General features: G+C 59.1%; 21 protein-coding genes. 10 read left to right on the plus strand and 11 right to left on the minus strand.

All coding sequences use genetic code 11. The features are described from left to right. Window positions 1-331: 331 nt before the first annotated feature. Window positions 332-1,807 carry an NAD(P)H-hydrate dehydratase gene (locus tag QD461_RS31780; protein ID WP_414091101.1) on the plus strand — a complete coding sequence of 492 codons (1,476 nt, stop codon included), beginning with the start codon at window positions 332-334 and terminating at the stop codon, window positions 1,805-1,807. A gap of 3 nt (window positions 1,808-1,810) precedes the next feature. Here the strand turns inward: QD461_RS31780 and QD461_RS31785 are convergent, their stop codons facing one another. Then, on the minus strand, window positions 1,811-2,617 hold the full coding sequence (locus QD461_RS31785) for a DUF72 domain-containing protein (RefSeq protein ID WP_414091102.1): 807 nt from the start codon (window positions 2,615-2,617) through the stop codon (window positions 1,811-1,813). 32 nt (window positions 2,618-2,649) lie between these two features. Then, window positions 2,650-5,571 carry an excinuclease ABC subunit UvrA gene (gene uvrA / locus QD461_RS31790; RefSeq protein ID WP_414091103.1) on the minus strand — a complete coding sequence of 974 codons (2,922 nt, stop codon included), beginning with the start codon at window positions 5,569-5,571 and terminating at the stop codon, window positions 2,650-2,652. 272 nt (window positions 5,572-5,843) lie between these two features. On the opposite strand from uvrA, the gene QD461_RS31795 reads away from it, so the two are divergent. Next, window positions 5,844-6,407: a single-stranded DNA-binding protein gene (locus QD461_RS31795; RefSeq protein ID WP_414091119.1), complete on the plus strand. Its 564-nt coding sequence runs from the start codon at window positions 5,844-5,846 to the stop codon at window positions 6,405-6,407. 54 nt (window positions 6,408-6,461) lie between these two features. On the opposite strand, the gene QD461_RS31800 is transcribed toward QD461_RS31795, so the two are convergent. Continuing rightward, window positions 6,462-7,094: a MarC family protein gene (locus tag QD461_RS31800; RefSeq protein ID WP_184708352.1), complete on the minus strand. Its 633-nt coding sequence runs from the start codon at window positions 7,092-7,094 to the stop codon at window positions 6,462-6,464. A gap of 225 nt (window positions 7,095-7,319) precedes the next feature. Between QD461_RS31800 and gyrA the strand changes: the two genes are divergently transcribed. After that, window positions 7,320-10,103, plus strand: coding sequence for a DNA gyrase subunit A (gene gyrA / locus QD461_RS31805; protein WP_414091104.1), 2,784 nt, complete (start codon window positions 7,320-7,322; stop codon window positions 10,101-10,103). Between the two features lie 271 nt (window positions 10,104-10,374). Here gyrA and QD461_RS31810 read toward each other — a convergent pair whose 3' ends face one another. The 4 genes from QD461_RS31810 to QD461_RS31825 form a co-directional block, all read right to left on the minus strand. Then, window positions 10,375-11,265 (minus strand): NAD-dependent epimerase/dehydratase family protein, encoded by an 891-nt coding sequence (locus QD461_RS31810; RefSeq protein ID WP_414091105.1) that lies wholly within the window; start codon window positions 11,263-11,265, stop codon window positions 10,375-10,377. A gap of 211 nt (window positions 11,266-11,476) precedes the next feature. Then, the gene (locus QD461_RS31815; RefSeq protein ID WP_414091106.1) at window positions 11,477-11,611 is read right to left on the minus strand and encodes a hypothetical protein; all 135 of its coding nucleotides are present in this window, start codon (window positions 11,609-11,611) and stop codon (window positions 11,477-11,479) included. A gap of 39 nt (window positions 11,612-11,650) precedes the next feature. After that, the gene (locus tag QD461_RS31820) at window positions 11,651-11,809 is read right to left on the minus strand and encodes a hypothetical protein (RefSeq protein ID WP_184708347.1); all 159 of its coding nucleotides are present in this window, start codon (window positions 11,807-11,809) and stop codon (window positions 11,651-11,653) included. A 90-nt stretch (window positions 11,810-11,899) separates the two neighbouring features. Continuing rightward, a complete protein-coding gene (locus QD461_RS31825) occupies window positions 11,900-12,124 on the minus strand; it encodes a hypothetical protein (protein WP_414091107.1) in 225 nt (74 codons plus the stop codon). A 201-nt stretch (window positions 12,125-12,325) separates the two neighbouring features. On the opposite strand from QD461_RS31825, the gene coaD reads away from it, so the two are divergent. The 7 genes from coaD to QD461_RS31860 all read left to right on the plus strand — a co-directional run bounded on the left by coaD (window position 12,326) and on the right by QD461_RS31860 (window position 18,159). Beyond that, window positions 12,326-12,838: a pantetheine-phosphate adenylyltransferase gene (gene coaD, locus QD461_RS31830; RefSeq protein ID WP_184708342.1), complete on the plus strand. Its 513-nt coding sequence runs from the start codon at window positions 12,326-12,328 to the stop codon at window positions 12,836-12,838. Between the two features lie 28 nt (window positions 12,839-12,866). Beyond that, entirely contained in the window at window positions 12,867-13,439 is a 573-nt protein-coding gene (locus QD461_RS31835) for a peptidylprolyl isomerase (protein ID WP_184708340.1), read from the plus strand. A gap of 76 nt (window positions 13,440-13,515) precedes the next feature. Continuing rightward, complete coding sequence (locus QD461_RS31840) at window positions 13,516-14,016, plus strand: peptidylprolyl isomerase (RefSeq protein WP_184708338.1); 501 nt, start codon at window positions 13,516-13,518, stop codon at window positions 14,014-14,016. 75 nt (window positions 14,017-14,091) lie between these two features. Continuing rightward, window positions 14,092-15,177: a tRNA preQ1(34) S-adenosylmethionine ribosyltransferase-isomerase QueA gene (queA, locus tag QD461_RS31845; protein ID WP_414091108.1), complete on the plus strand. Its 1,086-nt coding sequence runs from the start codon at window positions 14,092-14,094 to the stop codon at window positions 15,175-15,177. Window positions 15,178-15,183: 6 nt separating this feature from the next. Further along, complete coding sequence (tgt, locus tag QD461_RS31850) at window positions 15,184-16,314, plus strand: tRNA guanosine(34) transglycosylase Tgt (protein ID WP_184708334.1); 1,131 nt, start codon at window positions 15,184-15,186, stop codon at window positions 16,312-16,314. Between the two features lie 253 nt (window positions 16,315-16,567). Then, window positions 16,568-16,993, plus strand: a complete 426-nt coding sequence (locus tag QD461_RS31855) for a VOC family protein (RefSeq protein WP_184708332.1) — start codon at window positions 16,568-16,570, stop codon at window positions 16,991-16,993. A 254-nt stretch (window positions 16,994-17,247) separates the two neighbouring features. After that, window positions 17,248-18,159 (plus strand): cell wall hydrolase, encoded by a 912-nt coding sequence (locus QD461_RS31860; RefSeq protein WP_414091109.1) that lies wholly within the window; start codon window positions 17,248-17,250, stop codon window positions 18,157-18,159. 67 nt (window positions 18,160-18,226) lie between these two features. On the opposite strand, the gene QD461_RS31865 is transcribed toward QD461_RS31860, so the two are convergent. The 4 genes from QD461_RS31865 to QD461_RS31880 all read right to left on the minus strand — a co-directional run bounded on the left by QD461_RS31865 (window position 18,227) and on the right by QD461_RS31880 (window position 22,537). Beyond that, window positions 18,227-18,646, minus strand: a complete 420-nt coding sequence (locus QD461_RS31865; RefSeq protein WP_414091110.1) for a DUF4864 domain-containing protein — start codon at window positions 18,644-18,646, stop codon at window positions 18,227-18,229. A 59-nt stretch (window positions 18,647-18,705) separates the two neighbouring features. Beyond that, the gene (gene fabF / locus QD461_RS31870) at window positions 18,706-19,971 is read right to left on the minus strand and encodes a beta-ketoacyl-ACP synthase II (RefSeq protein WP_414091111.1); all 1,266 of its coding nucleotides are present in this window, start codon (window positions 19,969-19,971) and stop codon (window positions 18,706-18,708) included. A 17-nt stretch (window positions 19,972-19,988) separates the two neighbouring features. After that, complete coding sequence (locus QD461_RS31875) at window positions 19,989-20,495, minus strand: winged helix-turn-helix transcriptional regulator (RefSeq protein WP_414091112.1); 507 nt, start codon at window positions 20,493-20,495, stop codon at window positions 19,989-19,991. Window positions 20,496-20,635: 140 nt separating this feature from the next. Further along, complete coding sequence (locus QD461_RS31880; RefSeq protein ID WP_414091113.1) at window positions 20,636-22,537, minus strand: ABC transporter ATP-binding protein; 1,902 nt, start codon at window positions 22,535-22,537, stop codon at window positions 20,636-20,638. Window positions 22,538-22,539: the final 2 nt, after the last annotated feature.

The following is a 22,539-nucleotide window of genomic DNA, read 5'->3' on the forward strand; positions in this document are numbered from 1 at the left end:
GCTTCTCCTGTTACAGCAGGACTACTCCCCGCTCGACCAACGTATGCACGTATCGTGCCAATTGGGGAGCGACCTCCGTAAAAAATCCCGGCGAATTCGCACCGAGACGATGAATTGATGAGGATTTTTCGGAAAAATGGAAGCGATTTCGCGTCGAAATGGGCTGGATAAGTAAAATTTCGCAAAAAAGTGCAGTCTGCGTCATATTCGTGCTTGCACAAGGCTTTGGGCGACTTTGTTCAATCGCTATGCAAATGCATATTTATTGATCAAATACACTGCCGGATTAGCGGTTGTTTTTCAGGCAGATTTCGCATCTATAATGTTTCCCATGATTGTACCGCTCGCCGATCTGCTCCTTTCTCCAGACGACATGACTGCAGTCGATAGGGACGCCGCCGCTTCCTCCATCGACTCCTATGGGCTCATGGAAAGGGCCGGGCAGGCTGTCGCCGCAAGCGCGCTTCGACATTTCCCCGGAGCATTACGGTTTGTTGTTCTCTGTGGGCCGGGCAACAATGGTGGCGACGGCTATGTCACGGCACGTGCATTGCAGCAATCGGGAGCCAGCGTAAAACTCTTCCATCTGGGTGAGTCGAGGCGGCTGAAGGGCGACGCGGCGCGCGCCTTTGCCGATTGCCCGGTCAAAGGGGAGGCGATTGCCCAATACGTGCCGCGTGCGGGCGACGTCGTCATCGATGCCATCTTCGGCGCGGGTCTGTCTCGTCCGGTTCCGGCCGAAGTCGAAGCAGTGATCGTGCGTGTCGGCGAGGCGGATATTCCGGTCATCGCCGTCGATTTGCCCTCCGGTCTTGATGGGGCAAGCGGCCAGATCCTGGGAGCCGCCTTTCGTGCAAAGCGTACCGTGACTTTCATGGCGCGCAAGCCGGGCCATCTCCTGTTGCCCGGCCGCGACCTTTGCGGCGAACTGGAAGTCTTTGACATTGGCATTCCAGCCCGCATCGTCCGCGCCCATGCGGATGGCCTGATCGGTGAAAACACGCCGGTGCAATGGCAGGCAAAGATACCGTCGGCGGGCGCCGACACGCACAAATACAAGCGCGGTCACCTGGTCGTCTTTTCCGGCGGGCCGAACGCAACGGGTGCGGCGCGCATGTCCGCTATGGCCGGGCTGAAGGCCGGAGCAGGGCTTGTCACCATCGCCTCGCCGCCGGAGGCTATGGCCGTCAATGCCGGCTCGCTCACAGCGATCATGCTGCATGCCGTTGACGATGAGGCGTCGCTGCGGGCTTGGCTCGCCGATCAACGCCTTTCGACCTTCATTCTCGGGCCTGGCTTTGGTGCCGGTGAGAAGGTTCGCCAATTCTGCCTTGCGCTTGCCGACCGTCATCTGGTGCTCGATGCCGATGGCATCACCTCGTTTCGCGATGAACCGCAGCGGCTTTTCGATGCCTTTGCCAAGGGGCCGACGCGATTGGTGCTGACGCCGCACGAAGGCGAATTCGCGCGGCTCTTTCCCGATATCGTTGCAGATGCGGCCTTGAGCAAAGTCGACAAGGCAAGGGCCGCTGCTGCCAGAGCTCATGCCGCCATCATCTATAAGGGTGCCGATAGCGTCATTGCAGCTCCGGACGGACGGGCGCTGATCAATGCCAACGCACCGCCTTGGCTTGCCACAGCCGGCTCCGGCGACGTTCTGGCCGGCATTGTCGGCGGGCTCATGGCGCAAGGAGCGCCGGCATTTGAAGCAGCCGCCGCTGGTGTCTGGCTGCATGGGCTCGCCGGCCAGCATGCCGGCAAGGGGCTGACGGCCGAAGATCTCGTCGCCAGCGTCAAGCCGCTTTAGTCCTTACTTTGCGACCTCTTGCTGCAATGCAATCGCACCTGGAGGTGCGTTTACTTTGCCCTCATGGATCATGAAGGCAAAGACATCGCGAGGCTCTGCCTTGACCTTACGCGAGGCATCGATCAACGGCAGATCGTCCGGCACCTTACCGCCGGCCCATGTTCTCAGGCGATCGGCCCAGGCCTTCAGGTCCTTCTCCGGATAGCATGTCTTGATGTCGTCCGAGCCCTTCTGAAGGCGGGCATAGACGAAATCGGCGGTGACATCCGCGATCATCGGATACTCGAAATGCTCGGCGCAGACCGGCGCGACATTGTATTTCTCAAGTAGCGCGATGAACTCCGGCACCTTGAAGGAATCGTGGCGGACCTCGACGACATGCTTCAGCGCGAGGCCATCCTGTTTGGCCGGCAACAGCTTCAGGAAAGCCTCGAAATCATCCGGGTCGAATTTCTTCGTCGGCGCGAACTGCCAGAGCAGCGGACCGAGATGATCTCCAAGCTCACTGATGCCGGATTCCAGAAACTTCTGCATCGATTCACCGGCCTCAGAAAGGACACGGCGATTTGTGACGAAGCGCGTCGCCTTCAGGGAGAAGATGAAACCTTCAGGCACGTCGGCAGCCCATTTTGCGAAGACTTCCGGCTTCTGTGTGCTGTAATAGGTGCCATTGACCTCGATTACCTTCAGTTGACGGCTGGCGTAATTAAGCTCGTCCTTCTGCTTCAGCGTATCGGGATAGAAGGTCCCGCGCCAAGGCTCAAAAGTCCAGCCGCCAATGCCTGTGCGGATTTCGCCCGCTTTGGTCATTCTCTCCTCCATGGACGTTTATCGGGTGAAAATCACTCCGCTGCTGCAACCTTCTTCATCGGCCGGCGCTCCAGCAATTCTTTCAGGAACTGGCCCGTATAGGAGCGCTTCTCCTTGACGATGGTCTCCGGGGTTCCGACGGCAACGATCTCGCCGCCGCCATCGCCGCCTTCGGGACCGAAATCGAGGATCCAGTCGGCCGTCTTGATGACTTCGAGATTATGCTCGATGACCACGACCGAATTGCCCTGATTGACCAGTTCGTGCAGCATTTCCAGAAGCTTGGCGACATCGTGGAAATGCAGACCGGTTGTGGGTTCGTCGAGAATGTAGAGTGTGCGGCCCGTTGATCGCTTCGACAGTTCCTTGGCTAGCTTGACGCGCTGAGCCTCGCCACCCGAAAGCGTGTTTGCCTGCTGTCCCACCTTGATATAGCCGAGGCCGACATCCTTCAGGCTCTGCAGCTTGTCGCGCACGGCGGGAACTGCCGCAAAGAAATCGACGCCTTCCTCGACGGTCATGTCGAGTACGTCGGCGATCGACTTGGTCTTGAAGGTGACGTCGAGCGTTTCGCGATTGTAGCGCTTGCCGTGGCAGACGTCGCAGGTGACGTAGACGTCTGGCAGGAAGTGCATCTCGATCTTGATGACGCCGTCGCCCTGGCACGCTTCGCAGCGACCACCCTTGACGTTGAAGGAGAAGCGGCCTGGCTGATAGCCGCGCGCCTTGGCTTCCGGCAGCCCTGCAAACCAGTCGCGGATCGGCGTGAAGGCGCCGGTATAGGTCGCCGGGTTCGAGCGCGGCGTGCGGCCGATCGGCGACTGATCGATATCGATCACTTTGTCGATATGCTCGAAGCCGTCGATGCGGTCGTGATCGGCAGGGATTTCGCGCGCGCCCATGACGCGGCGCGCGGCCGACTTGTAAAGCGTCTCGATCAGGAAGGTCGACTTGCCGCCACCGGACACGCCGGTCACTGCAGTGAAGACGCCAAGCGGAATAGAGGCTGTGACATTCTTGAGGTTGTTGCCTCTTGCCCCGACGACTTTGATTTCCTTCCCCTTCTTCGGCTTGCGCCGTTCTTCGGGAACGGGCACGCCAAGCTCGCCGGAGAGGTATTTACCGGTCAGTGACTTCGGGTTGGCCATGATGTCATTCGGCGTGCCATGCGCCACCACCTGGCCGCCATGCACGCCCGCCGCCGGGCCGATATCGACAACGTCGTCTGCCGTCAGGATCGCATCCTCGTCGTGTTCGACGACGATGACCGTGTTGCCGATGTCTCGCAGATGCTTCAGTGTCTCCAGCAGGCGGGCATTGTCGCGCTGATGCAGGCCGATCGACGGCTCGTCGAGAACGTAGAGAACCCCCGTCAGGCCCGAACCGATCTGCGACGCCAGCCGGATGCGTTGGCTCTCGCCGCCCGAAAGCGTGCCGGAATTGCGCGATAGGCTCAGATATTCGAGGCCGACATCGTTGAGGAAGCGCAGGCGATCGCGGATCTCCTTGAGAATGCGCACCGCGATTTCGTTCTGCTTGTCGGTGAAGGTGCCTGGCAGCGCCTCGAACCAGTCGCGGGCGATGCGGATGGACATTTCCGCCACCTGGCTGATGTGCAGCTTGTCGATCTTGACCGCCAAGGCCTCTGGTTTCAGGCGGTAGCCGTTGCAGGCCGGGCACGGTGCTGCCGACATGAAGCGCTCGATTTCCTCGCGTGCCCAGGCGGAATCCGTTTCCTTCCAGCGGCGTTCGAGGTTCGGCACGATGCCTTCAAAATTCTTGTGCGTCGTGTAGGAGCGCGCACCATCGGCATAGTGGAACTCGATCTTCTCTTCCGTACCGTTCAGGATGACGTCCTGAGCCTTTTCCGACAGCTCGTTCCAGCGGCTGCCGAGCTTGAAGCCGTAATGCTTGCCGAGGGCTTCGAGCGTTTGGTTGTAGTAGGGGGAGCTGGATTTGGCCCAGGGAGCAATTGCGCCGTCACGCAGCGTCCGCTCCGGTTCCGGCACGATCAGGTCCCTATCGATCTTCTGCAGCGAGCCGAGGCCGTCGCAGGAAGGGCAAGCGCCGAAGGGATTATTGAACGAGAACAGGCGAGGCTCGATTTCCGGGATGGTGAAGCCGGAAACCGGGCAGGCGAACTTCTCCGAGAACAAGACGCGCTCGTGCGTCTCGTTCAACGACTTGTTTGCCGAGCCACCGGCAGCGGTTTCCTCGGGCGGCAAAGGCTTGTCGGCGAATTCGGCAACAGCAAGGCCGTCGGCAAGACGGAGCGACGTTTCGAAGCTATCGGCCAGGCGGGCGGCCATATCCGGCCGCACGACGATACGGTCGACCACGACATCGATGTCATGCTTGTATTTCTTGTCGAGCGCCGGCACATCGGCGATCTCGTAGAACTGCCCGTCGACCTTGACGCGCTGGAAGCCCTTTTTCATGAGCTCCGCCAGTTCCTTCTTGTATTCGCCCTTACGACCGCGCACGAGCGGCGCCAGAATATAAAGTCTGGTTCCTTCCTCATAGGCGAGAACGCGGTCAACCATTTGGCTGACCGTCTGGCTTTCGATCGGCAGGCCGGTAACCGGCGAGTAGGGAACACCGACGCGTGCGAACAGCAGGCGCATATAGTCGTAGATTTCTGTGACCGTGCCGACCGTCGAGCGCGGATTGCGCGATGTCGTCTTCTGCTCGATCGAAATGGCGGGCGAGAGGCCGTCGATCTGGTCGACATCCGGCTTCTGCATCATTTCCAGGAACTGGCGCGCATAGGCCGAAAGGCTTTCGACATATCGACGCTGCCCTTCGGCATAAATGGTATCGAAGGCAAGCGAAGACTTGCCGGAACCGGAAAGGCCGGTCATGACAATCAGCTTGTTGCGCGGCAGGTCGAGATCGATGCCCTTGAGATTGTGCTCGCGCGCACCACGTATGGAAATAGTCTTCAGTTCGCTCATCTTCGTATGCAGGTCCCTTGGAGTCTGCCTTTATTTAGTGATGTCAGCCTGCAAGTCGAGGCTGAAATGAAAGGTTGGAGCCGGGTTTTCGATTCCGTTGACACGATCATAAAGACAAATTAGAACAAAGAAAGAACAAAATTGCCTTTAGACATTTCTTTGTGGATGAAGATGTCTCTGGCAGTGCTGGAATAACACCTGATGACGGCAATGGTCTAAGGTGTGCCGATAAAATTTAGGGGCCGTCGATGGGCGGCAAACAGGGTGATGTCATGGCCGGTAGTGTGAACAAGGTAATTCTGATTGGAAATCTCGGGGCGGACCCAGAAATCCGCCGCACGCAGGACGGCCGCCCGATCGCCAATCTGAACATCGCCACGTCCGAAACCTGGCGCGACCGCAATTCCGGCGAGCGCAAGGAAAAGACGGAATGGCACCGCGTCGTCATCTTCAATGAAGGCCTCTGCAAGGTCGCAGAGCAATATTTGAAGAAGGGCGCCAAGGTCTATATCGAAGGCGCGCTCCAAACCCGCAAATGGCAGGATCAGAACGGCCAGGACAAGTATTCGACCGAAATCGTGCTGCAGGGCTTCAATTCGACCCTCACCATGCTGGATGGCCGTGGAGAAGGGGGCGGCTCGGACGGCGGTGGCCGCGGTGGCCGCGGCGGCGGTGATTTTGGCGGCGGCTATGGTGGCGGCGACTACGGTGGTGACGATTACGGCCAATCATCCTCGCAGGGCTCTTCCCGTGGCGGCGGTGGCAACCGCGGTGGTGGCGGCCAATCCGGCGGCGGCAATTTCTCGTGCGATCTGGACGACGACATCCCGTTCTGAGATGTCGCAGCGTGCAGTTTGCCTTTGAAAGCCTGCCTCAACGGCAGGCTTTTTTCATGAAAGAGCCAGCGCGGCCTTGGCGCCGTCAACGACGAATTGTGCGGCAAGCGCGGCGAGGATTACGCCAAGCAGGCGGGTCAGGATAGCGCGGCCCGTGGCGCCGAGCATGCGGTCGAGCCTGTCGGAAATGGCAAGCGCTGCAAAAACGAGGGCGAGATTGACGGCGATGACGGCGATCAATTGTGCCCGGTCGAGTGTGGTCTGTAGCGAACCCGCCAGCAGGATCGTTGCCGAGATCGCACCGGGACCGGCGATCAAGGGCAGGGCAAGCGGAAAGACCGCGATATTGCGGATATGATCCTTTGTGATCGCGACTTCCGTCGTCTTTTCCTTCCGGTCCTGCCGTCGCTCGAACACCATCTCGAAGGCGATCCAGAACAGCAGCAGACCGCCGGCAATGCGAAAGGCACCGATCGATATTCCGAGGACGCCGAGGATGCTCGCGCCGAACAGGGCGAAGGCCGCCAGAATGAAAAAGGCGATCAGCGAGCCGCGCAGCGCGACCTGCTTGCGCTCGGAGCGATTCATGCCAGCCGTCAGGCCGATGAATAGCGGCGCTAGCCCTGGCGGATCGACGGTTACAAGCAGAGTCGTAAAAGCATTGATCAGCGTATCCGAACTTGCCATATGTTCCCCGAGGACTGTTCTTTGGTTGTTGTCGGCCATTGTTATGCGAGGAATATGCTTTCGCAAAGCGTAATGCATCGCTATCGGCGGGTTGCGCCACGGAAATGTTCGATTTCATGGCTTAAAGAGGCAAAAGCCTGTTCAAAAACCTCGCCCCAAATTGGCGCTCGCCGGGCCTTTCGGCTATAAATTTCGCAGTGATTCTAAAAGAGATCGTGATCTGTTTTGACTGAGCAAACACCACCCGGCGGCGGGAAGCTCCCGCCAGGCATCGAGCCGATTTCCATCATGGAGGAAATGCAGCGGTCGTACCTCGATTACGCCATGAGCGTGATCGTCAGCCGCGCGCTTCCCGATGTCCGCGATGGTCTCAAGCCCGTTCATCGACGCATCCTCTACGCCTCGCATGAGAGCGGCTATCACTGGAACCGCAAATATGTGAAGTCGGCTCGTCCGGTCGCCGACGTTATGGGTAAATACCATCCGCACGGCGATGCTTCGATCTATGACGCCTTGGTCCGCATGGCGCAGGACTGGTCGATGCGCGTGCCGCTCATCGACGGACAGGGCAATTTCGGCTCGATCGACGGCGACCCGCCGGCGGCGATGCGTTACACGGAATCGCGCCTGACGAAGGTTGCTCACGAGCTTATCGAGGACATCGACAAGGAAACTGTCGATTTCCAGGAAAACTACGACGCGACCTCGGAAGAGCCGAAGGTTCTGCCGGCCCGGTTCCCCAACCTGCTCGTCAACGGCTCGGGCGGCATCGCCGTCGGCATGGCGACGAATATTCCGCCGCACAACCTGATGGAAGTGGTGGACGGCTGCATCGCGCTGATCGACAATCCGGCAATCGAGCTGCCTGAGATGATGCAGATCATTCCCGGTCCGGATTTTCCGACGGGCGCCAAAATCCTCGGTCGCGCCGGCATCCGTTCCGCCTATGAGACCGGGCGCGGCTCCGTCGTCATGCGCGGCGTTGCGACCATCGAGCCGATGCGCGGTGATCGCGAGCAGATCATCATCACCGAAATTCCGTTCCAGGTGAACAAGGCATCGATGATCGAGAAGATGGCCGAACTGGTGCGCGAGAAGCGCATCGAGGGCATCTCCGATCTGCGCGACGAATCCGACCGTCAGGGCTACCGCGTCGTTGTCGAGTTGAAGCGCGATGCCAATGCCGATGTTATCCTGAACCAGCTCTACCGCTACACGCCGCTGCAGACCTCCTTCGGCTGCAACATGGTCGCGCTGAACGGCGGCAAGCCGGAGCTGATGAACCTGCTCGATATGCTGCGCGCTTTCGTTGCCTTCCGTGAGGAAGTCATCAGCCGTCGCACTAAATACCTACTGCGTAAGGCACGCGATCGCGCCCACGTCTTGGTCGGTCTGGCGATCGCTGTCGCCAATATCGACGAGGTCATCCGCGTCATTCGCCAGGCGCCGGATCCGCAATCGGCTCGCGAAGAGCTGATGACGCGCCGCTGGAATGCCGCTGATGTCGAATCGCTTATCCGGCTAATCGATGACCCGCGTCACCGCATCAACGAAGACGGCACCTACAACCTCTCGGAAGAGCAGGCGCGCGCCATCCTCGAACTGCGTCTGGCCCGCCTGACCGCTCTCGGTCGCGACGAAATCGACGAAGAGCTCAATCAGATCGGCGCAGAGATCAAGGACTACCTCGATATTCTGTCTTCGCGCCTGCGCATTCAAGCCATTGTAAAAGAAGAGCTTTCTGCTGTTCGTGATGAGTTCGGAACGCCGCGCCGCACCGAGATCGTCGATGGCGGCCTCGAGATGGACGATGAAGACCTGATCGCTCGCGAGGACATGGTCGTTACCGTTTCGCACCTTGGCTACATCAAGCGCGTGCCGCTGACGACCTATCGCGCACAGCGCCGTGGCGGCAAGGGTCGCTCAGGCATGACGACGCGCGACGAAGATTTCGTTACCCGGCTATTTGTTCTCAACACCCATACGCCGGTCTTGTTCTTCTCGTCGCATGGTATCGTCTACAAGGAGAAGGTCTGGCGTCTGCCGATCGGCACCCCGACCTCGCGCGGCAAGGCACTGATCAACATGCTGCCGCTAGAACCAGGCGAGCGTATCACGACGATCATGCCGTTGCCCGAGGATGAGGATAGCTGGGACAATCTCGATGTCATGTTCACGACGACGCGCGGCACGGTACGCCGCAACAAGCTGTCGGATTTCGTGCAGGTGAACCGTAACGGCAAGATTGCCATGAAGCTCGAGGAGGAGGGTGACGAGATCCTCTCCGTCGAGACCTGCACCGAGCATGACGACGTGCTGATGACCACGGCGCTCGGCCAGTGCATCCGCTTCTCGGTGTCCGACGTCCGCGTCTTTGCCGGGCGCAATTCCATCGGCGTGCGCGGCATCAGCCTCGCCTCCGGCGACCGCATCATTTCGATGACGATCGTTCGTCACGTCGATGCAGAGCCCTGGGAGCGCGCTGCCTACCTCAAGCGCTCCGTCACGGAACGGCGTTCCGCGACCGGCGAAGATGAAGAAATTGCGCTGGTCGGCGAGGAAGTCACCGAAGAGGGACAGCTTAACGACGAGCGTTATGAGGAATTGAAGGCGCTGGAGCAATTCATTCTGACAGTATCGGAAAAGGGCTTCGGCAAGCGTTCGTCCTCTTACGATTTCCGCATCTCCGGCCGTGGCGGCAAGGGTATTCGCGCCACCGATACGTCGAAGACGGGCGAGATTGGCGAACTCGTCGCTGCCTTCCCGGTCGAAGATGCCGATCAGATCATGCTCGTTTCCGATGGTGGTCAGCTGATCCGCGTTCCCGTGGGCGATATCCGCATCGCCAGCCGCGCCACCAAGGGCGTCACCATCTTCTCGACCGCGAAGGACGAGAAGGTCGTATCTGTCGAGCGTATCAGCGAGCCGGAAGGCGAAGACGATACCGGCGGCGAGGAAGAGGCCGTCGGCGGTGAAGCCGGCGAGGCTGAAGGCTCCAGCGAGGAATAGGATCGCAAGGTCATATGAGATGAGGCGATGGCGGGAGGAAGACCCGCCATTTGCTTGAAATGAAGCTGCTACAATCGCAGAAGCTCGCTTTAAAAGGCGGTCTTCTGCGATTTCTTTTCGAGCACTCGCCAATCTCTCGATCGGCGGAGCTCAAGGATTGCCGTCGGCTCTAAAACCTTTCCGCTTTTCTTTGAAACGCGAAAACGCTCTATCCCTTTATTGTCACGCAATTCCGGACGGAGAACCGTTGCGCAGTTTTCCTCGAATTGTTCTATTCCGGTCGGTTGCTGCTCGCCGAAAAGGCCGGCAGAACTTCGAGACTTCCTCTGTCCAGTTGTGCCAGCACCTCGTCATAGCCAAAGCGCGATTGCCACCCAAGCACGTCGCCTGCGGAAGCAGAGGCATAGATGCGGTCGATCACTGTAGGCAGTGGCCAGTTTCGTCGGCCGAATTCGGCGGCAAGTGCAGGGGCACGCAATCTGATGGCGTAGGCCGCGTCCGTCGCAAGGATTTTGCAATCCTCCGGTTTGAATGGTGTGCGGGCCGAAACGATGTGCCGCTGAAAGTGATTGCCGTTGTTCGTCAGCGCCGCCTTATGGGCTTCAGCAACATCGCGAAAGTCGATGCCACGGTGCAGGCGATAGGTTGCCGTCATATTAGCCGGTTCGGGGAAGCTGCGAGACATGCGTAAAACGCGTATCTGCAACTCGGCGCTGGCAAAGGTCTCCAAGAGGCGCTCGGCTTCCAGCTTCGTGCGATGGTAGATGCTCTTCGGCTGCGGTTCTGTCTGTTCGTCGATCCATGTGCATCCGCCTCGTATCACTGCATGGCCATAGAGCGCGGTGGTGCTGGTGAACACGAACCTCCTGATGCCGGCAACAACCGCGGCCTCAGCCAGAAGCCGCGTTCCCTTGACATTTACTCGCTGAAATTCCTCGTCGGAGATCACGCCGACATGGGGCGCATGCAGTGCGGCGCAATGAACGATCGCATCCGCGCCCTTCAGGGCCTCGCGCAAGATCGATCTGTCGGTGAGATCTCCGAGCAGATGCGTCGTTGAGAAGGGCGAGCGATCGATCCCGATAACTGCGTGGCTTGCTGCCAGAGCATTGAAGATGGAGCGGCCGAGCCGGCCAGAGCTGCCTGTGAGAACGACGCGCATGTTGCTCCTCGGCGAGTGTGGGCACCTACGCCGCTGTCACGGCGCCTGCTTCGCTTTACCTCGCAAAATCAGGCTCTTGCGGCAACCCCAATATTTTGAAGGCGCGCATGGGAGGAGTCAGGTATTCGCCAAACGAAAAACCGGACGCTTGTGGCGTCCGGCTTCAGTTTAGCCAAGCACTTGGGGAGGAGTCTGATCGACGTCTGAAAAATCAGAACGTCTTGTGATGCTTATTCAGCCGCTTGTTCTCTTCGCTCTCGCGATGGAGCGCCGAGATCGTGGATGCAACCGAGACGACAAACATGATACTGATGAAAAGCGTAAGCACCGTCAAAATCGTGAACATGATCGCTCCCTCCTTTGGTGGGATTAGCGTTCAGATCCCTTAGTATTGGCTCGTGGCGACGAAGTTGCGAGCCGAAGCAAAGGGACCATAGACCTTCGACTGGTCTGGCTTGTGATCGTAGAGCGCGATGGTGGCCGCGAGCATTCCCGTAATCATGGTCATCCAAACGGCATTAATCATGGTGATCTTGTGGGACATGCTCATCTTCCTTCTTGCCGCTCTGTGCAATCTGATTTCGAACTTTAAACGCAGCGGTTTGCAAATGGTTCCGCCGATGTTGAGGGGTATCTAGCAATGCGCTCCTGAAGCGACCTTGAATGCCTTGTTCATCTGGCGTTCAGATTCGCGATGCGCCTTGCGCATGGCGTTGATGATTTTTTGAGCAGAATCGACGTTTTTCGCCGATTCTGTAGGCGAGACCCATTCGATCTCATATTTTTCGGCGAAAAGCTGAACGAGGTATTCGACGAAAAATGAACAGACGATCGCGCCTGAAATAATGAACACCAACATGACGTGACATTCCTTGAACCTGGAGCGACGAACCGTTGAAGCAGGTCCGTCTCGATGTTGGCGCCAATAAAGCATTGTCGATCTGAAACAGGCTTGAACGTTGCATTCATTTAGGGTTCAGCGATGCGCTGCGGGTTGCAAATGACTTGCGATGCGGCCCCATCCGTGACAAAAGGCGTCGAAACAACGAGCCGGCTTGGTATGACGACAGCCTTTTATCCCGGATCCTTCGACCCGATGACCAACGGACATTTGGATGTCCTCGTGCAGGCGCTGAATGTCGCCTCGAAGGTCATCGTCGCCATTGGCATTCATCCGGGCAAGAAGCCGCTTTTTTCCTTCGAAGAGCGGGCGGAGCTTATCCGCAGATCGCTTTCGGATGCCTTGCCGCAGAAGGTTGGCGATATTTCCGTCGTTGCCTTCGACAATCTGGTCGTCGACGCTGCCCGGGCGCATGGTGCCACTTTGCTGGTGCGCGGCCTGCGCGACGGCACGGATCTCGACTATGAGATGCAGATGGCCGGCATGAACAGGCAGATGGCGCCCGACATCCAGACGTTGTTTCTGCCCGCCGGCACGGCTTCCCGGCCTATAACCGCCACATTGGTGCGGCAGATCGCGTCCATGGGCGGCAATGTCAGCGCCTTCGTCCCGCCGGCGGTTCTGGAAGCGTTGACGAGCAAACTCAAAGATACGACCAGCACAAAAAGCTGAGCCCAATTCATTTCTGAACGGAGCACCCATGAAACTCTTTCATATCGCAATGGCAGGCGCTTTGAGCCTTGCCGCCTTCGCAGGTAGCGCAATCTCGGCTGCGGCCGCCGATCTTCTGACGATTCAGCTCAAGGACGGCCCGGTCGTCATTCAGCTGATGCCGGAAGTCGCTCCGAAGCACGTCGCGCAGATCGAAGCCCTGGCGAAGAAGGGTGCCTACGACAACGTCGTGTTCCATCGCGTTATCGACGGCTTCATGGCTCAGACCGGCGATGTTCAGTACGGCAACAGCACTAAGGGCTATGACGCGAACAAGGCAGGCACCGGCGGTTCCGATCTGCCGAATCTTCCGGCCGAGTTTTCCAAAACTCCGTTTACCCGCGGCACCGTCGGCATGGCGCGCGCCCAGGATCCGAACTCTGCCAATTCGCAGTTCTTCATCATGTTTGCCAATGGCGATTTCCTGAACGGCCAGTACACGGTCGTCGGCAAGGTTGTCTCGGGCATGGAACTCGTCGACAAGATCAAGCGCGGCCAGGGCCAGAACGGCGAAGTGAGCAATCCTGACAAGATGCTCAAGGTCACTGTCAGCAAGAAGTAATTTCAAGGACTTGATCCTGAAGGCACGATGGTCTTCAGGGTCATTTGCAATCAAGAAGAGAGAAGAGGAAACGAACATGGCTGAGATCAAGGATCCAGAAAACACCCTCATCCTGGAAACCACCAAGGGCCAGGTTGTCATTCAGCTTCTGCCGCAGGTCGCTCCTGAGCATGTCGCCCGCATCAAGGAACTTGCGCGCGAAAAGGCCTATGACAACGTTGTTTTCCATCGCGTCATCGATGGCTTCATGGCTCAGACCGGCGACGTCGAACATGGCAAGGCAGGCGGCAACACCGCCCGCGCCGGCACCGGCGGTTCGTCCAAGCCGGACCTGAAGGCTGAATTCTCGGCAACCCCGCACGTTCGCGGCACCTGCTCGATGGCCCGTTCGCAGAACCCGAACTCGGCCAACTCGCAGTTCTTCATCTGCTTCACCGACGCACCTTGGCTGAACAAGCAGTACTCCGTTTGGGGCCAGGTCATCTCCGGTATGGAGAATGTCGACAAGATCAAGCGCGGCGAGCCGGTGAAGGATCCGGATTCGATCGTATCCGCACGGGTTGCTGCCGACGTCTGATCGTGATTATTCCTGAAACCCGCCTCTTGCGCCTTTGGCGTGAGGGGCGGGTTTCGCTTTGCCTGGATGAACTAAATGCGTGTTGACCTTTTCGATTTCGATCTGCCAGACGAGCGGATAGCGCTGAGGCCCGCCGAGCCGCGCGACAGTGCGCGGCTGCTCGTCGTCGATCCGAACAACGACGCGAACACGCTGAGTGACCACCGGATAAGCGATCTGCCGTCCTTCCTGCGACCCGGCGATGCCGTGGTCTTCAACGATACCAAGGTGATACCGGCACAATTGGAAGGCATTCGCCATCGCGAGGGCGCGCCCGGTCAACAGGTTTCCGCCACCTTGCATATGCGCGCTGCGCCCGATCGTTGGAAAGCTTTCGCCAAGCCGGGCAAGCGCATCAAGATCGGCGATCGCATTCAGTTCGGCCACGGCGAGAATGTCTGTGCGCTAGGAACGCTCGACGCGACTGTTGAGGAGAAGGGCGAGGGCGGCGAAATCACCCTGCGCTTCGATCTTTCCGGCCCGGCGCTGGATGAGGCGATTGCCGCAGTCGGCCATATCCCTCTTCCGCCCTATATTGCCGCCAAGCGTCCGGAAGACGATCGTGACCGCGCCGATTATCAGACGATCTACGCGCGTGAAGAAGGAGCGGTCGCAGCACCCACCGCCGGCCTGCATTTCACACCGTCTTTGTTTGCCGCACTCGATGCCATGCATGTCGAGCGACATTTTGTGACGCTGCATGTCGGCGCCGGCACATTTTTGCCGGTCAAGGCTGACGATACCGACGACCACAAGATGCATTTCGAAATCGGCTATGTCGATGCTGCGACTGCCGCCAAGCTGAACGCCGTCAAGGCGAGGGGCGGGCGCATCGTCTGCGTCGGCACGACGTCGCTGAGATTGATCGAGAGTGCTGCGGCTGAAGACGGCACCATCCAGCCTTGGCAGGGTGCAACGGGCATTTTCATTACGCCCGGCTACTGCTTCAAGGCCGTCGACATGCTGATGACCAATTTCCACCTGCCGCGCTCGACCCTGTTCATGCTCGTATCGGCCTTTGCCGGCCTCGATACGATGCGTGCGGCCTACACCCATGCTATCGAGACGGGCTATCGCTTCTATTCGTATGGCGATGGCAGCCTGCTCCACCGGAAAGACTAGAACGAAATGACCGAGAGCTTTCAATTTCAATTGAAGAAGACCGATGGCGGCGCGCGCCTCGGCGAAGTTTCCATGCCGCGCGGGACGATCCGCACGCCGGCATTCATGCCTGTTGGTACCGTCGGCACCGTCAAGGCCATGTATCTCGACCAGGTGCGCGAGACGGGTGCCGATATCATCCTCGGCAATACCTACCACCTGATGCTGCGCCCGACGGCCGAGCGTGTCGCGCGCCTCGGCGGCCTGCACCAGCTGATCCGCTGGCCGCATCCGATACTCACCGATTCCGGCGGCTTCCAGGTGATGTCGCTCTCGGGTCTGCGCAAGCTCGATGAGCAGGGTGTCACCTTCAAGTCGCATGTCGACGGCAGCCTGCATCACATGTCGCCGGAGCGGTCCATCGAGATTCAGGGGTTGCTCGATTCCGACATCCAGATGCAGCTGGACGAGTGTGTTGCTCTGCCGGCGACGCCGAAGGAAATCGAGCGTGCCATGGAAATGTCTCTGCGCTGGGCGGAGCGCTGCAAAGTGGCCTTTGGCAATCAGCCCGGTAAGGCGATGTTCGGCATCGTGCAGGGCGGCGACGTCCCGGAGCTTCGCGTTCGTTCCGCACAGGCGCTGAGCGGCATGGATCTGAAGGGCTATGCGGTCGGCGGCCTTGCTGTTGGTGAGCCGCAGGAAGTCATGCTGCGTATGCTCGATATCACGCTTCCCGAATTGCCGACGCAAAAGCCGCGCTATCTCATGGGCGTCGGCACCCCGGACGACATCCTGAAGTCCGTCGCCCGCGGCATCGACATGTTTGACTGCGTGATGCCGACCCGTTCGGGCCGCCACGGACTGGCATTTACCCGCCGCGGCAAGGTCAATATCCGCAATGCGCGCCACGCCGAGGACATGCGGCCGCTGGACGAACAGTCCAATTGCCCGGCCTCGCGCGATTATTCCCGAGCTTATCTGCATCATCTTGTCCGCGCCAACGAGGCGCTCGGCGGCATGCTGCTCTCCTGGCACAATCTCGCCTATTATCAGGAATTGATGCAGGGTATCCGCAAGGCGATCGCCGAAGGCCGTTTTGCCGATTTCATGGCCGAGACGCAGGAAAACTGGGCGAGGGGCGACCTCGAGCCGGTTTGATCTCGCTCTAGAAGCCAGGATGGGAGCGACGCTGGATAGTCTTGCTCTCATCAAGATTTCGCGCTAATCGAATTTCGTCGAAAAAGGCAGGGTCGGTCTCGGTAGGCCCGACCCCTTCCATCCGGAAGCTCTGCTCCTCGCCGTAGGCGTGAGAGCCCGCGACGCGGAACTTGGCTATTGTGGCCGAGTGCCCCGCGTTGGCGTTGGCCTTTTTGACCGTCACGCTTTCGCGGGGCAACCTCTTGGAGCTGTGATGCGATTGAATCACCTGGATCTTCACGTTCCCGATGTCGCTGCGACACGGGATTTTTTCGTTTCGGTCTTCGGCCTGACCGAGGTCAAGACGCACGGCGCAAACGGCTTGGCGATTCTGCGCGATGATGCTGGGCTCGAACTGGTCATCAGTCGAGCCGTCGAAAAATTTGGCGGCGCCGATAGCGTGTCGGTCGGCCGCAACACCTATCATATCGGTTTCATGCAGCCGTCTCGCGAAGCGGTCGACATTCTGTTCGAACGCGTAAAATCGGCAGGCTGCGATGTTCCGAATCCGCCTGCCGCGATACGAGGCGGTTGGTCGTTCTATTGCTTCGCGCCGGGGCGAATCCTCGTCGAGGTAGGCTGGAAGATGGAGCTTGCATATGTGGTAAATCTTTTATTATCGATTGATTGTTATTCCTAACGAACATCGTTCGAGCTGCTTGGAGCAGGCTTGCTCCCCAGGCAAGATTTGGCTCCAGGCATGTCTCGAAATGAGCTTTGTGACAATGAAGCATTGGGAAAAATAGCGAATCGGAATAAACGGTCCATCCGCCTTTGAAAAAAGTCATTGGCAGATTTGATTGCGTGGTCGCTTGGAATTTGAAAAAAATCCGGCTAAAACGCATTCTCTTAATCGATAAGGGCTGTACTACCGTAAATAGGAGGCACTTGCCGTTGAGGGCGCAACGCAAATTCGGGGCATGTCTTTCGGGGCTACTGGTTGTCGGTTTGGCGGCTACGAGCTGCACGACGACCCAGAAGACAACACCCACCCCTCGCAATACCACGAAGGCCATTCGTGGCGCGAAGGTGACATATAATTATACCGCCAAGGACAAGGACTGCCTCGAACGTGCGATGTATTTTGAATCGCAGCGCTCGGACCCTGGTGGTTACATGGCGGTCGGGACCGTTGTGATGAACAGGTTGACGTCCGGGGCCTATCCCCCGACGATCTGCGGTGTCGTCTCGCAGGAAAAACAGTTCGCGCCGGGCGTGATGACCAGAGAGGTCAAGGATCAGGCAAAGCAGGATCTCGATGTGGCCGCGTCCGCACTTCTGCGTGGCGCGCGGCATCCGCAGGTGAAGGAAGCAATGTTCTTCCACACCCAGGGTCTGCGCTTCCCCTACGATAACATGCATTATGTTGCGATCGCCGGCGGAAATGCCTTCTACGAGAAGCGCGGTCGCGACGGCGAATTGCAGACGCCGGCTCCGCTGCCCTCCTACGAGGTGGCGATGAACTACGTGTCGAACCAGGGTGGCTCGCAGTCTCCGTTCGTTTTGCCGGATACCCAGCCAGTGCAGCAGCAGGCACAGACCGTTGCAGCATTTACGCCGGTCTCGGATCCGACGGTCAGCATATCGGCAGTCCCGGTAGCAATTCCGTCCGCCGTTCCCATTCCGACGCCGGCTCCGAACTCGATGTCGATTTCCGGTCCGATCATGGATGCGAATGCCTTCGTTGCTCCGGCAGCGGCTGTAACGCCAGCACCTGTGCCGGCCTCAACGGTCGTCGTTCCGCAGCCGCGCCCCGAACTCCAGGACACCAATTTTTCGACGACGTCGCCTAGAATTCGCGGTTGACGTGGCCAAGGAGCAAGCGCGTATCGTCCTCAGCGACGGACGCGCCGCTTCCTCACTTGATAGATGCCTAGATCCCTTCGCTCGTCGTATTGCGAAGAATTTGGACGCCATTGATCTTGTAGCTGCCATCCGGTTGACGGGTTATCTGGTAGATCGCTGTCCAATCTTTCCCATCCGTGCCCGTAATCATCAGTTCCTGATAGACGACCGCGCCATTATCGATCGCGCGGCTCTTGCCGAAAGCGTAATTGCCGGGATGATAGACCGGCTGGTATGTCTTCTTCACCATCGCAAGGAAGCTGTCCTCGTCCGGGAAGAGCGCTTTTATGCCGGGGGCGGCGAAGGAATAGGCCGCCGCCGCGTCATTATGCAGGAAAGCGCCAATCTGCGCCTGGATCAGAGCTTGAGCCGTCTGCACGGGGTCTTCGGCTCGGGCCGTTGAGGCGAAGACAAAGCAGAGCAAGGCGGTGACGGGAAATGCACGCATGGGCGATCTCCATCTGACAGGAGGTCAGAATAGCGCGCTTCCCGTCGTTGAGATAGCGGTTACTGCCAGCGGCGGAAGAGGGCGCTGGCGTTGACGCCGCCGAAACCGAAGCCGTTGGAGATCGCATAGTCCATCGCCATCGGCCGCGCGGCTGCGCCGACAATATCGATACCTTCGGCGGCTGCATCCGGATCCTGCAGATTGCGCGTCGGTGGGGCGATCTGATCGCGAAGCGCCATGATGGTGAAGATGGCCTCCAAGCCGCCTGCGGCACCCAGGAGGTGGCCGGTGGCGGCCTTTGTGCCGCTGACCGCGATCGCGCCGTTACGGCCAAAGACGGTCTTGATCGCCTCCATCTCCCCGCGGTCGCCGACCTGTGTCGATGTGGCATGCGCATTCAGATGCTTGACCTCGGCAGGAGATATTCTTGCCTGGGAAAGGGCCGACAGCATCGCGCGCCGCGCACCATCGCCATCTTCGGGACCAGCGGTCATGTGGTATGCGTCGGCAGCCGTGCCGTAGCCTACAAGCTCTGCCAGCGGCGTCGCGCCACGGGCAAGCGCATGTTCCAACGTCTCGATGACGATCATGCCCGCGCCTTCGCCCATGACGAAGCCATCGCGCGCACTGTCGAACGGGCGTGAGGCTTCCTCCGGCCGGTTGCTGAAGCCAGTCGACAGCGCGCGTGCAGCCGTAAAACTTCCTAAGCTTACCTTGTCGATGCAGGCTTCAGCGCCGCCGCAGATGGCAATATCGGCCTCGCCGGCCCGGATCAGCCGTGCTGCATCGCCGATTGCCTGCACGCTTGCGGCGCAAGCCGTAACCGGCGCGCCTAGCGGCCCCTTGAAGCCGTAGCGGATGCTCACCTGACCGGCGGCCAGATTGACGAGGAAAGACGGAACGGTGAAGGGGGACAGTCGTTTGACGCCGCGCGTCTCAGTCGTACGCACTGCCTCGGCAATAGCGGGAAAGCCGCCGACGCCCGATGCGATCACCGTTGCGGTTCGCTCCAGTTCATCAACACCAGTCGGCTGCCACTCGGCCTGAAGGATTGCCTCCTGGGCCGCCGCCATGGCGAAGAGGATGAACCGATCCATCTTCTTCTGGTCCTTGACGGGTACATAGCGGTCGACATCAAAGCCGGCTTCGGCGTCCTCGGCGATATCGGGGACGATACCACCAACCTTGGCGGCGAGATCACCGACCATTTCCTCCGGCAACAGCGTCAGGCCCGAGCGCCCTTCGATCAGCCGCTTCCAGCTGGCATTGACTCCTACGCCCAGAGGTGAAACCAGTCCCATGCCGGTGATGACGATACGATCCATGTCTTGCTCCTATTAAGTCAGGCGTCGAAGCCCATAAACCAAGCTTTCATCTCGGCGATGCGCTCGTGAACGGCATCGTCTGCGGCCGGCCCCGGCACCAGAATGGTGTCTTCGGGATGAAAAGCGCGGCCGGTTACCCTGTCGATCAAAAGCGGATCCCGGTCTTCTCCGGTGTTCGCGTCGGCCAGCCGCATGGCGACCTCCTCAGCTGGGAGATGCTGATTGCCCCATGTGAAAAGCGCCATCAGAACGGGGAAGAAGTCGCGACCTTTGCCGGTCAGCACATATTCGTAGCGTGGCGGCCGCTCATTGTAGAGACGTCGCTCGAACAGGCCTTCCTCGGTTAGGTGCTTCAGCCGCCGGGTGAGGATGTTCGGCGCGATACCGAGATTTCTCTGAAATTCGTCGAACCTGCTCAGCCCCTGAAATGCATCGCGCAGGATCAGGATGCTCCACCAATCTCCGACGCTTTCGAGCGCACGGGCGGCAGGGCATTTGAAATTGCTAAAGCTGGTTCGTTGCATGGAGACGCAGATAGCATGAGTAACTATCGTAATGCAAGTTACTGTGTCGCAGGCGAGGTAGATCGACTACGACGACAAAAAAGCTCGCCTTTCGATAGAAAGGCGAGCGCGAAAACATATCGGTTTGTCTTGCGATCGGCCTAGGTCCGCGACTCTGCCGGGACAGAAACAGTCACCTCTTCCTCCGGAATATCGTCGAAGGATGCGTAGTTGAGGTTATAGAGTTTCGAATAGAGCTTGCCGTTCGCCATGAGCTGATGGTGGTTGCCGCTTTCGAGCAACTGGCCGTTTTGCAGCACGATGATGCGGTCCGCTTCGCGAATGGTAGCCAGTCGGTGTGCGATGACGAGACCTGTCCGGCCTTCCAGCAGCTTTACCAGCGCCTTCTGGATCAACATCTCGGTATAGCTGTCGATATTCGCCGTCGCTTCGTCAAGCACTAGGATCTTGGCATCCGCAACGAGTGCGCGCGCGAAACTGACAAGCTGGCGCTGGCCGAGCGAAAGTCCGCCGCCACGCTCGCCGAGAATGGTGTCGTAGCCATCGGGCAGCTTCATGATGAACTCATGCGCCCCGACTGCCTTTGCCGCCTCGATGATTTCTTCGCGGGTCGCCTCATCCTTGTTGTAACGAATGTTTTCCAGCACCGAACCGGTGAAGAGGAAGGGTTCCTGCAGCACCATGGCGATCTGTCGGCCGAGCGAATCCTGGGTGAGGGATCGGACATCGTGCCCGCCGACCAGCACTTGGCCCTGCTGCACGTCATAGAAGCGATGGATCAGCGCCATGGAGCTGGATTTACCTGAACCCGTCGGGCCGATCAACGCCACGGTTTCCCCGGGATTGACCTTGAAGCTGACATTCTTCAGCACCGGATGCTGGGGATTGTAGCCGAAGACGACATCGCGGAACTCGACGGAGCCGTCCATGTCGCGCGAAAGCTCCGTGGCGTCGGGCGCATCCTTGATGTCGATCGGAACGTCTAGAACCTCCGTAAGCCGCTGGCCGGAAGCCATGGCGCGCTGCATGACCGAATACTGCATGGTGAGCGAGCGGATCGGATCGAAGAAGCGCTGGATGTAGAACAGGAAGGCGACCATGATGCCGACATCGAGCTTGTGGTTCAGCACCATCGAGCCGCCGACGATGATGACGATCGCCATTGCCATGCCGGTCAGCGTATCGACGATCGGCACCATGATCTGGGCATAGCGCGCAGCCGTCAGGTGCGACTTCAGGTTGGCGTGAGCCTTGTCGTCGAAGAGAGCGAAGTTGACGCCTTGCCGATGCATGCCCTGCACGGCGCGCACGCCATGGATGGCTTCCGCCAGTGCGCCGTTGGTGATGGAGTTGGTTTCGTGGGCGTTCATGAAGGCGACACGCGCCTTTGGCAGCCAGAACAGCCGGACGATGAACAGGATCGGCATGACGGAAAGTGTCAGCAACCCCAACCGGAAATCGAGCGACAGCATGACCACGACGATGCCGAAAAGCAGTGCGATGTCGCCGACGGAAAGCACAGAAGTTTCAAGGAATTCCTGCATGGAGTTAACGTCGCCCTGTAGGCGCGACATCAACCGTCCGACTTCGGTCTTGTCCATGAAAGAGAGCGATACCCGCTGCAGATGCGCAAACATCGCCCGGCGTATGTCGAACAATACTTCTTCGGCCACCTGGCCGACATAGGTTTCCTGCACGTAGCTCGCGCCGTAATTGACCAGGATTGCCGCAGCGAAGATCGCCAGCGACAGCCAGAGCGCTGAGTAGTCGATGGCACCTGGCGCCATGGCATTGTCGATCGCGTGGCGAATGACGAGCGGTATGACGATTTGCGACGCAGTGAACAGCAGGACGGCGATCACCGAAATATAGATCTGCCGACGATAGGGGCTGACGAAGGCCCAGATGCGCCCAATGATCTTGCTGTCGAAGACCTTGCCGAAGATTTCCTCTTCGACGCGGTGCGAACCGACCACGGCGCGGGGAGGGCGACGTCCATCTTCGCGCACGTCGTTGCGCTCGGTTTCCGTAATTTCTGACATCG

Source organism: Rhizobium sp. BR 314 (assembly GCF_047445805.1).
GTDB classification, from domain to species: Bacteria; Pseudomonadota; Alphaproteobacteria; order Rhizobiales; family Rhizobiaceae; genus Rhizobium; species Rhizobium lusitanum_B.

What these genes read in the sequence shown, in the direction of transcription:
- queA (WP_414091108.1), top strand. Translation starts at nt 14,092, where the DNA reads ATGCGTGTTGACCTTTTCGATTTCGATCTGCCAGACGAGCGGATAGCG.
- tgt (WP_184708334.1), top strand. Translation starts at nt 15,184, where the DNA reads ATGACCGAGAGCTTTCAATTTCAATTGAAGAAGACCGATGGCGGCGCG.
- QD461_RS31795 (WP_414091119.1), top strand. Translation starts at nt 5,844, where the DNA reads ATGGCCGGTAGTGTGAACAAGGTAATTCTGATTGGAAATCTCGGGGCG.
- fabF (WP_414091111.1), bottom strand. Translation starts at nt 19,971, where the DNA reads ATGGATCGTATCGTCATCACCGGCATGGGACTGGTTTCACCTCTGGGC.
- coaD (WP_184708342.1), top strand. Translation starts at nt 12,326, where the DNA reads ATGACGACAGCCTTTTATCCCGGATCCTTCGACCCGATGACCAACGGA.
- QD461_RS31865 (WP_414091110.1), bottom strand. Translation starts at nt 18,646, where the DNA reads ATGCGTGCATTTCCCGTCACCGCCTTGCTCTGCTTTGTCTTCGCCTCA.
- QD461_RS31825 (WP_414091107.1), bottom strand. Translation starts at nt 12,124, where the DNA reads ATGTTGGTGTTCATTATTTCAGGCGCGATCGTCTGTTCATTTTTCGTC.
- QD461_RS31840 (WP_184708338.1), top strand. Translation starts at nt 13,516, where the DNA reads ATGGCTGAGATCAAGGATCCAGAAAACACCCTCATCCTGGAAACCACC.
- QD461_RS31835 (WP_184708340.1), top strand. Translation starts at nt 12,867, where the DNA reads ATGAAACTCTTTCATATCGCAATGGCAGGCGCTTTGAGCCTTGCCGCC.
- uvrA (WP_414091103.1), bottom strand. Translation starts at nt 5,571, where the DNA reads ATGAGCGAACTGAAGACTATTTCCATACGTGGTGCGCGCGAGCACAAT.
- QD461_RS31820 (WP_184708347.1), bottom strand. Translation starts at nt 11,809, where the DNA reads ATGTCCCACAAGATCACCATGATTAATGCCGTTTGGATGACCATGATT.
- QD461_RS31880 (WP_414091113.1), bottom strand. Translation starts at nt 22,537, where the DNA reads ATGTCAGAAATTACGGAAACCGAGCGCAACGACGTGCGCGAAGATGGA.
- QD461_RS31785 (WP_414091102.1), bottom strand. Translation starts at nt 2,617, where the DNA reads ATGACCAAAGCGGGCGAAATCCGCACAGGCATTGGCGGCTGGACTTTT.
- QD461_RS31815 (WP_414091106.1), bottom strand. Translation starts at nt 11,611, where the DNA reads ATGTTCACGATTTTGACGGTGCTTACGCTTTTCATCAGTATCATGTTT.
- QD461_RS31875 (WP_414091112.1), bottom strand. Translation starts at nt 20,495, where the DNA reads ATGCAACGAACCAGCTTTAGCAATTTCAAATGCCCTGCCGCCCGTGCG.
- QD461_RS31855 (WP_184708332.1), top strand. Translation starts at nt 16,568, where the DNA reads ATGCGATTGAATCACCTGGATCTTCACGTTCCCGATGTCGCTGCGACA.
- QD461_RS31780 (WP_414091101.1), top strand. Translation starts at nt 332, where the DNA reads ATGATTGTACCGCTCGCCGATCTGCTCCTTTCTCCAGACGACATGACT.
- QD461_RS31810 (WP_414091105.1), bottom strand. Translation starts at nt 11,265, where the DNA reads ATGCGCGTCGTTCTCACAGGCAGCTCTGGCCGGCTCGGCCGCTCCATC.
- QD461_RS31800 (WP_184708352.1), bottom strand. Translation starts at nt 7,094, where the DNA reads ATGGCAAGTTCGGATACGCTGATCAATGCTTTTACGACTCTGCTTGTA.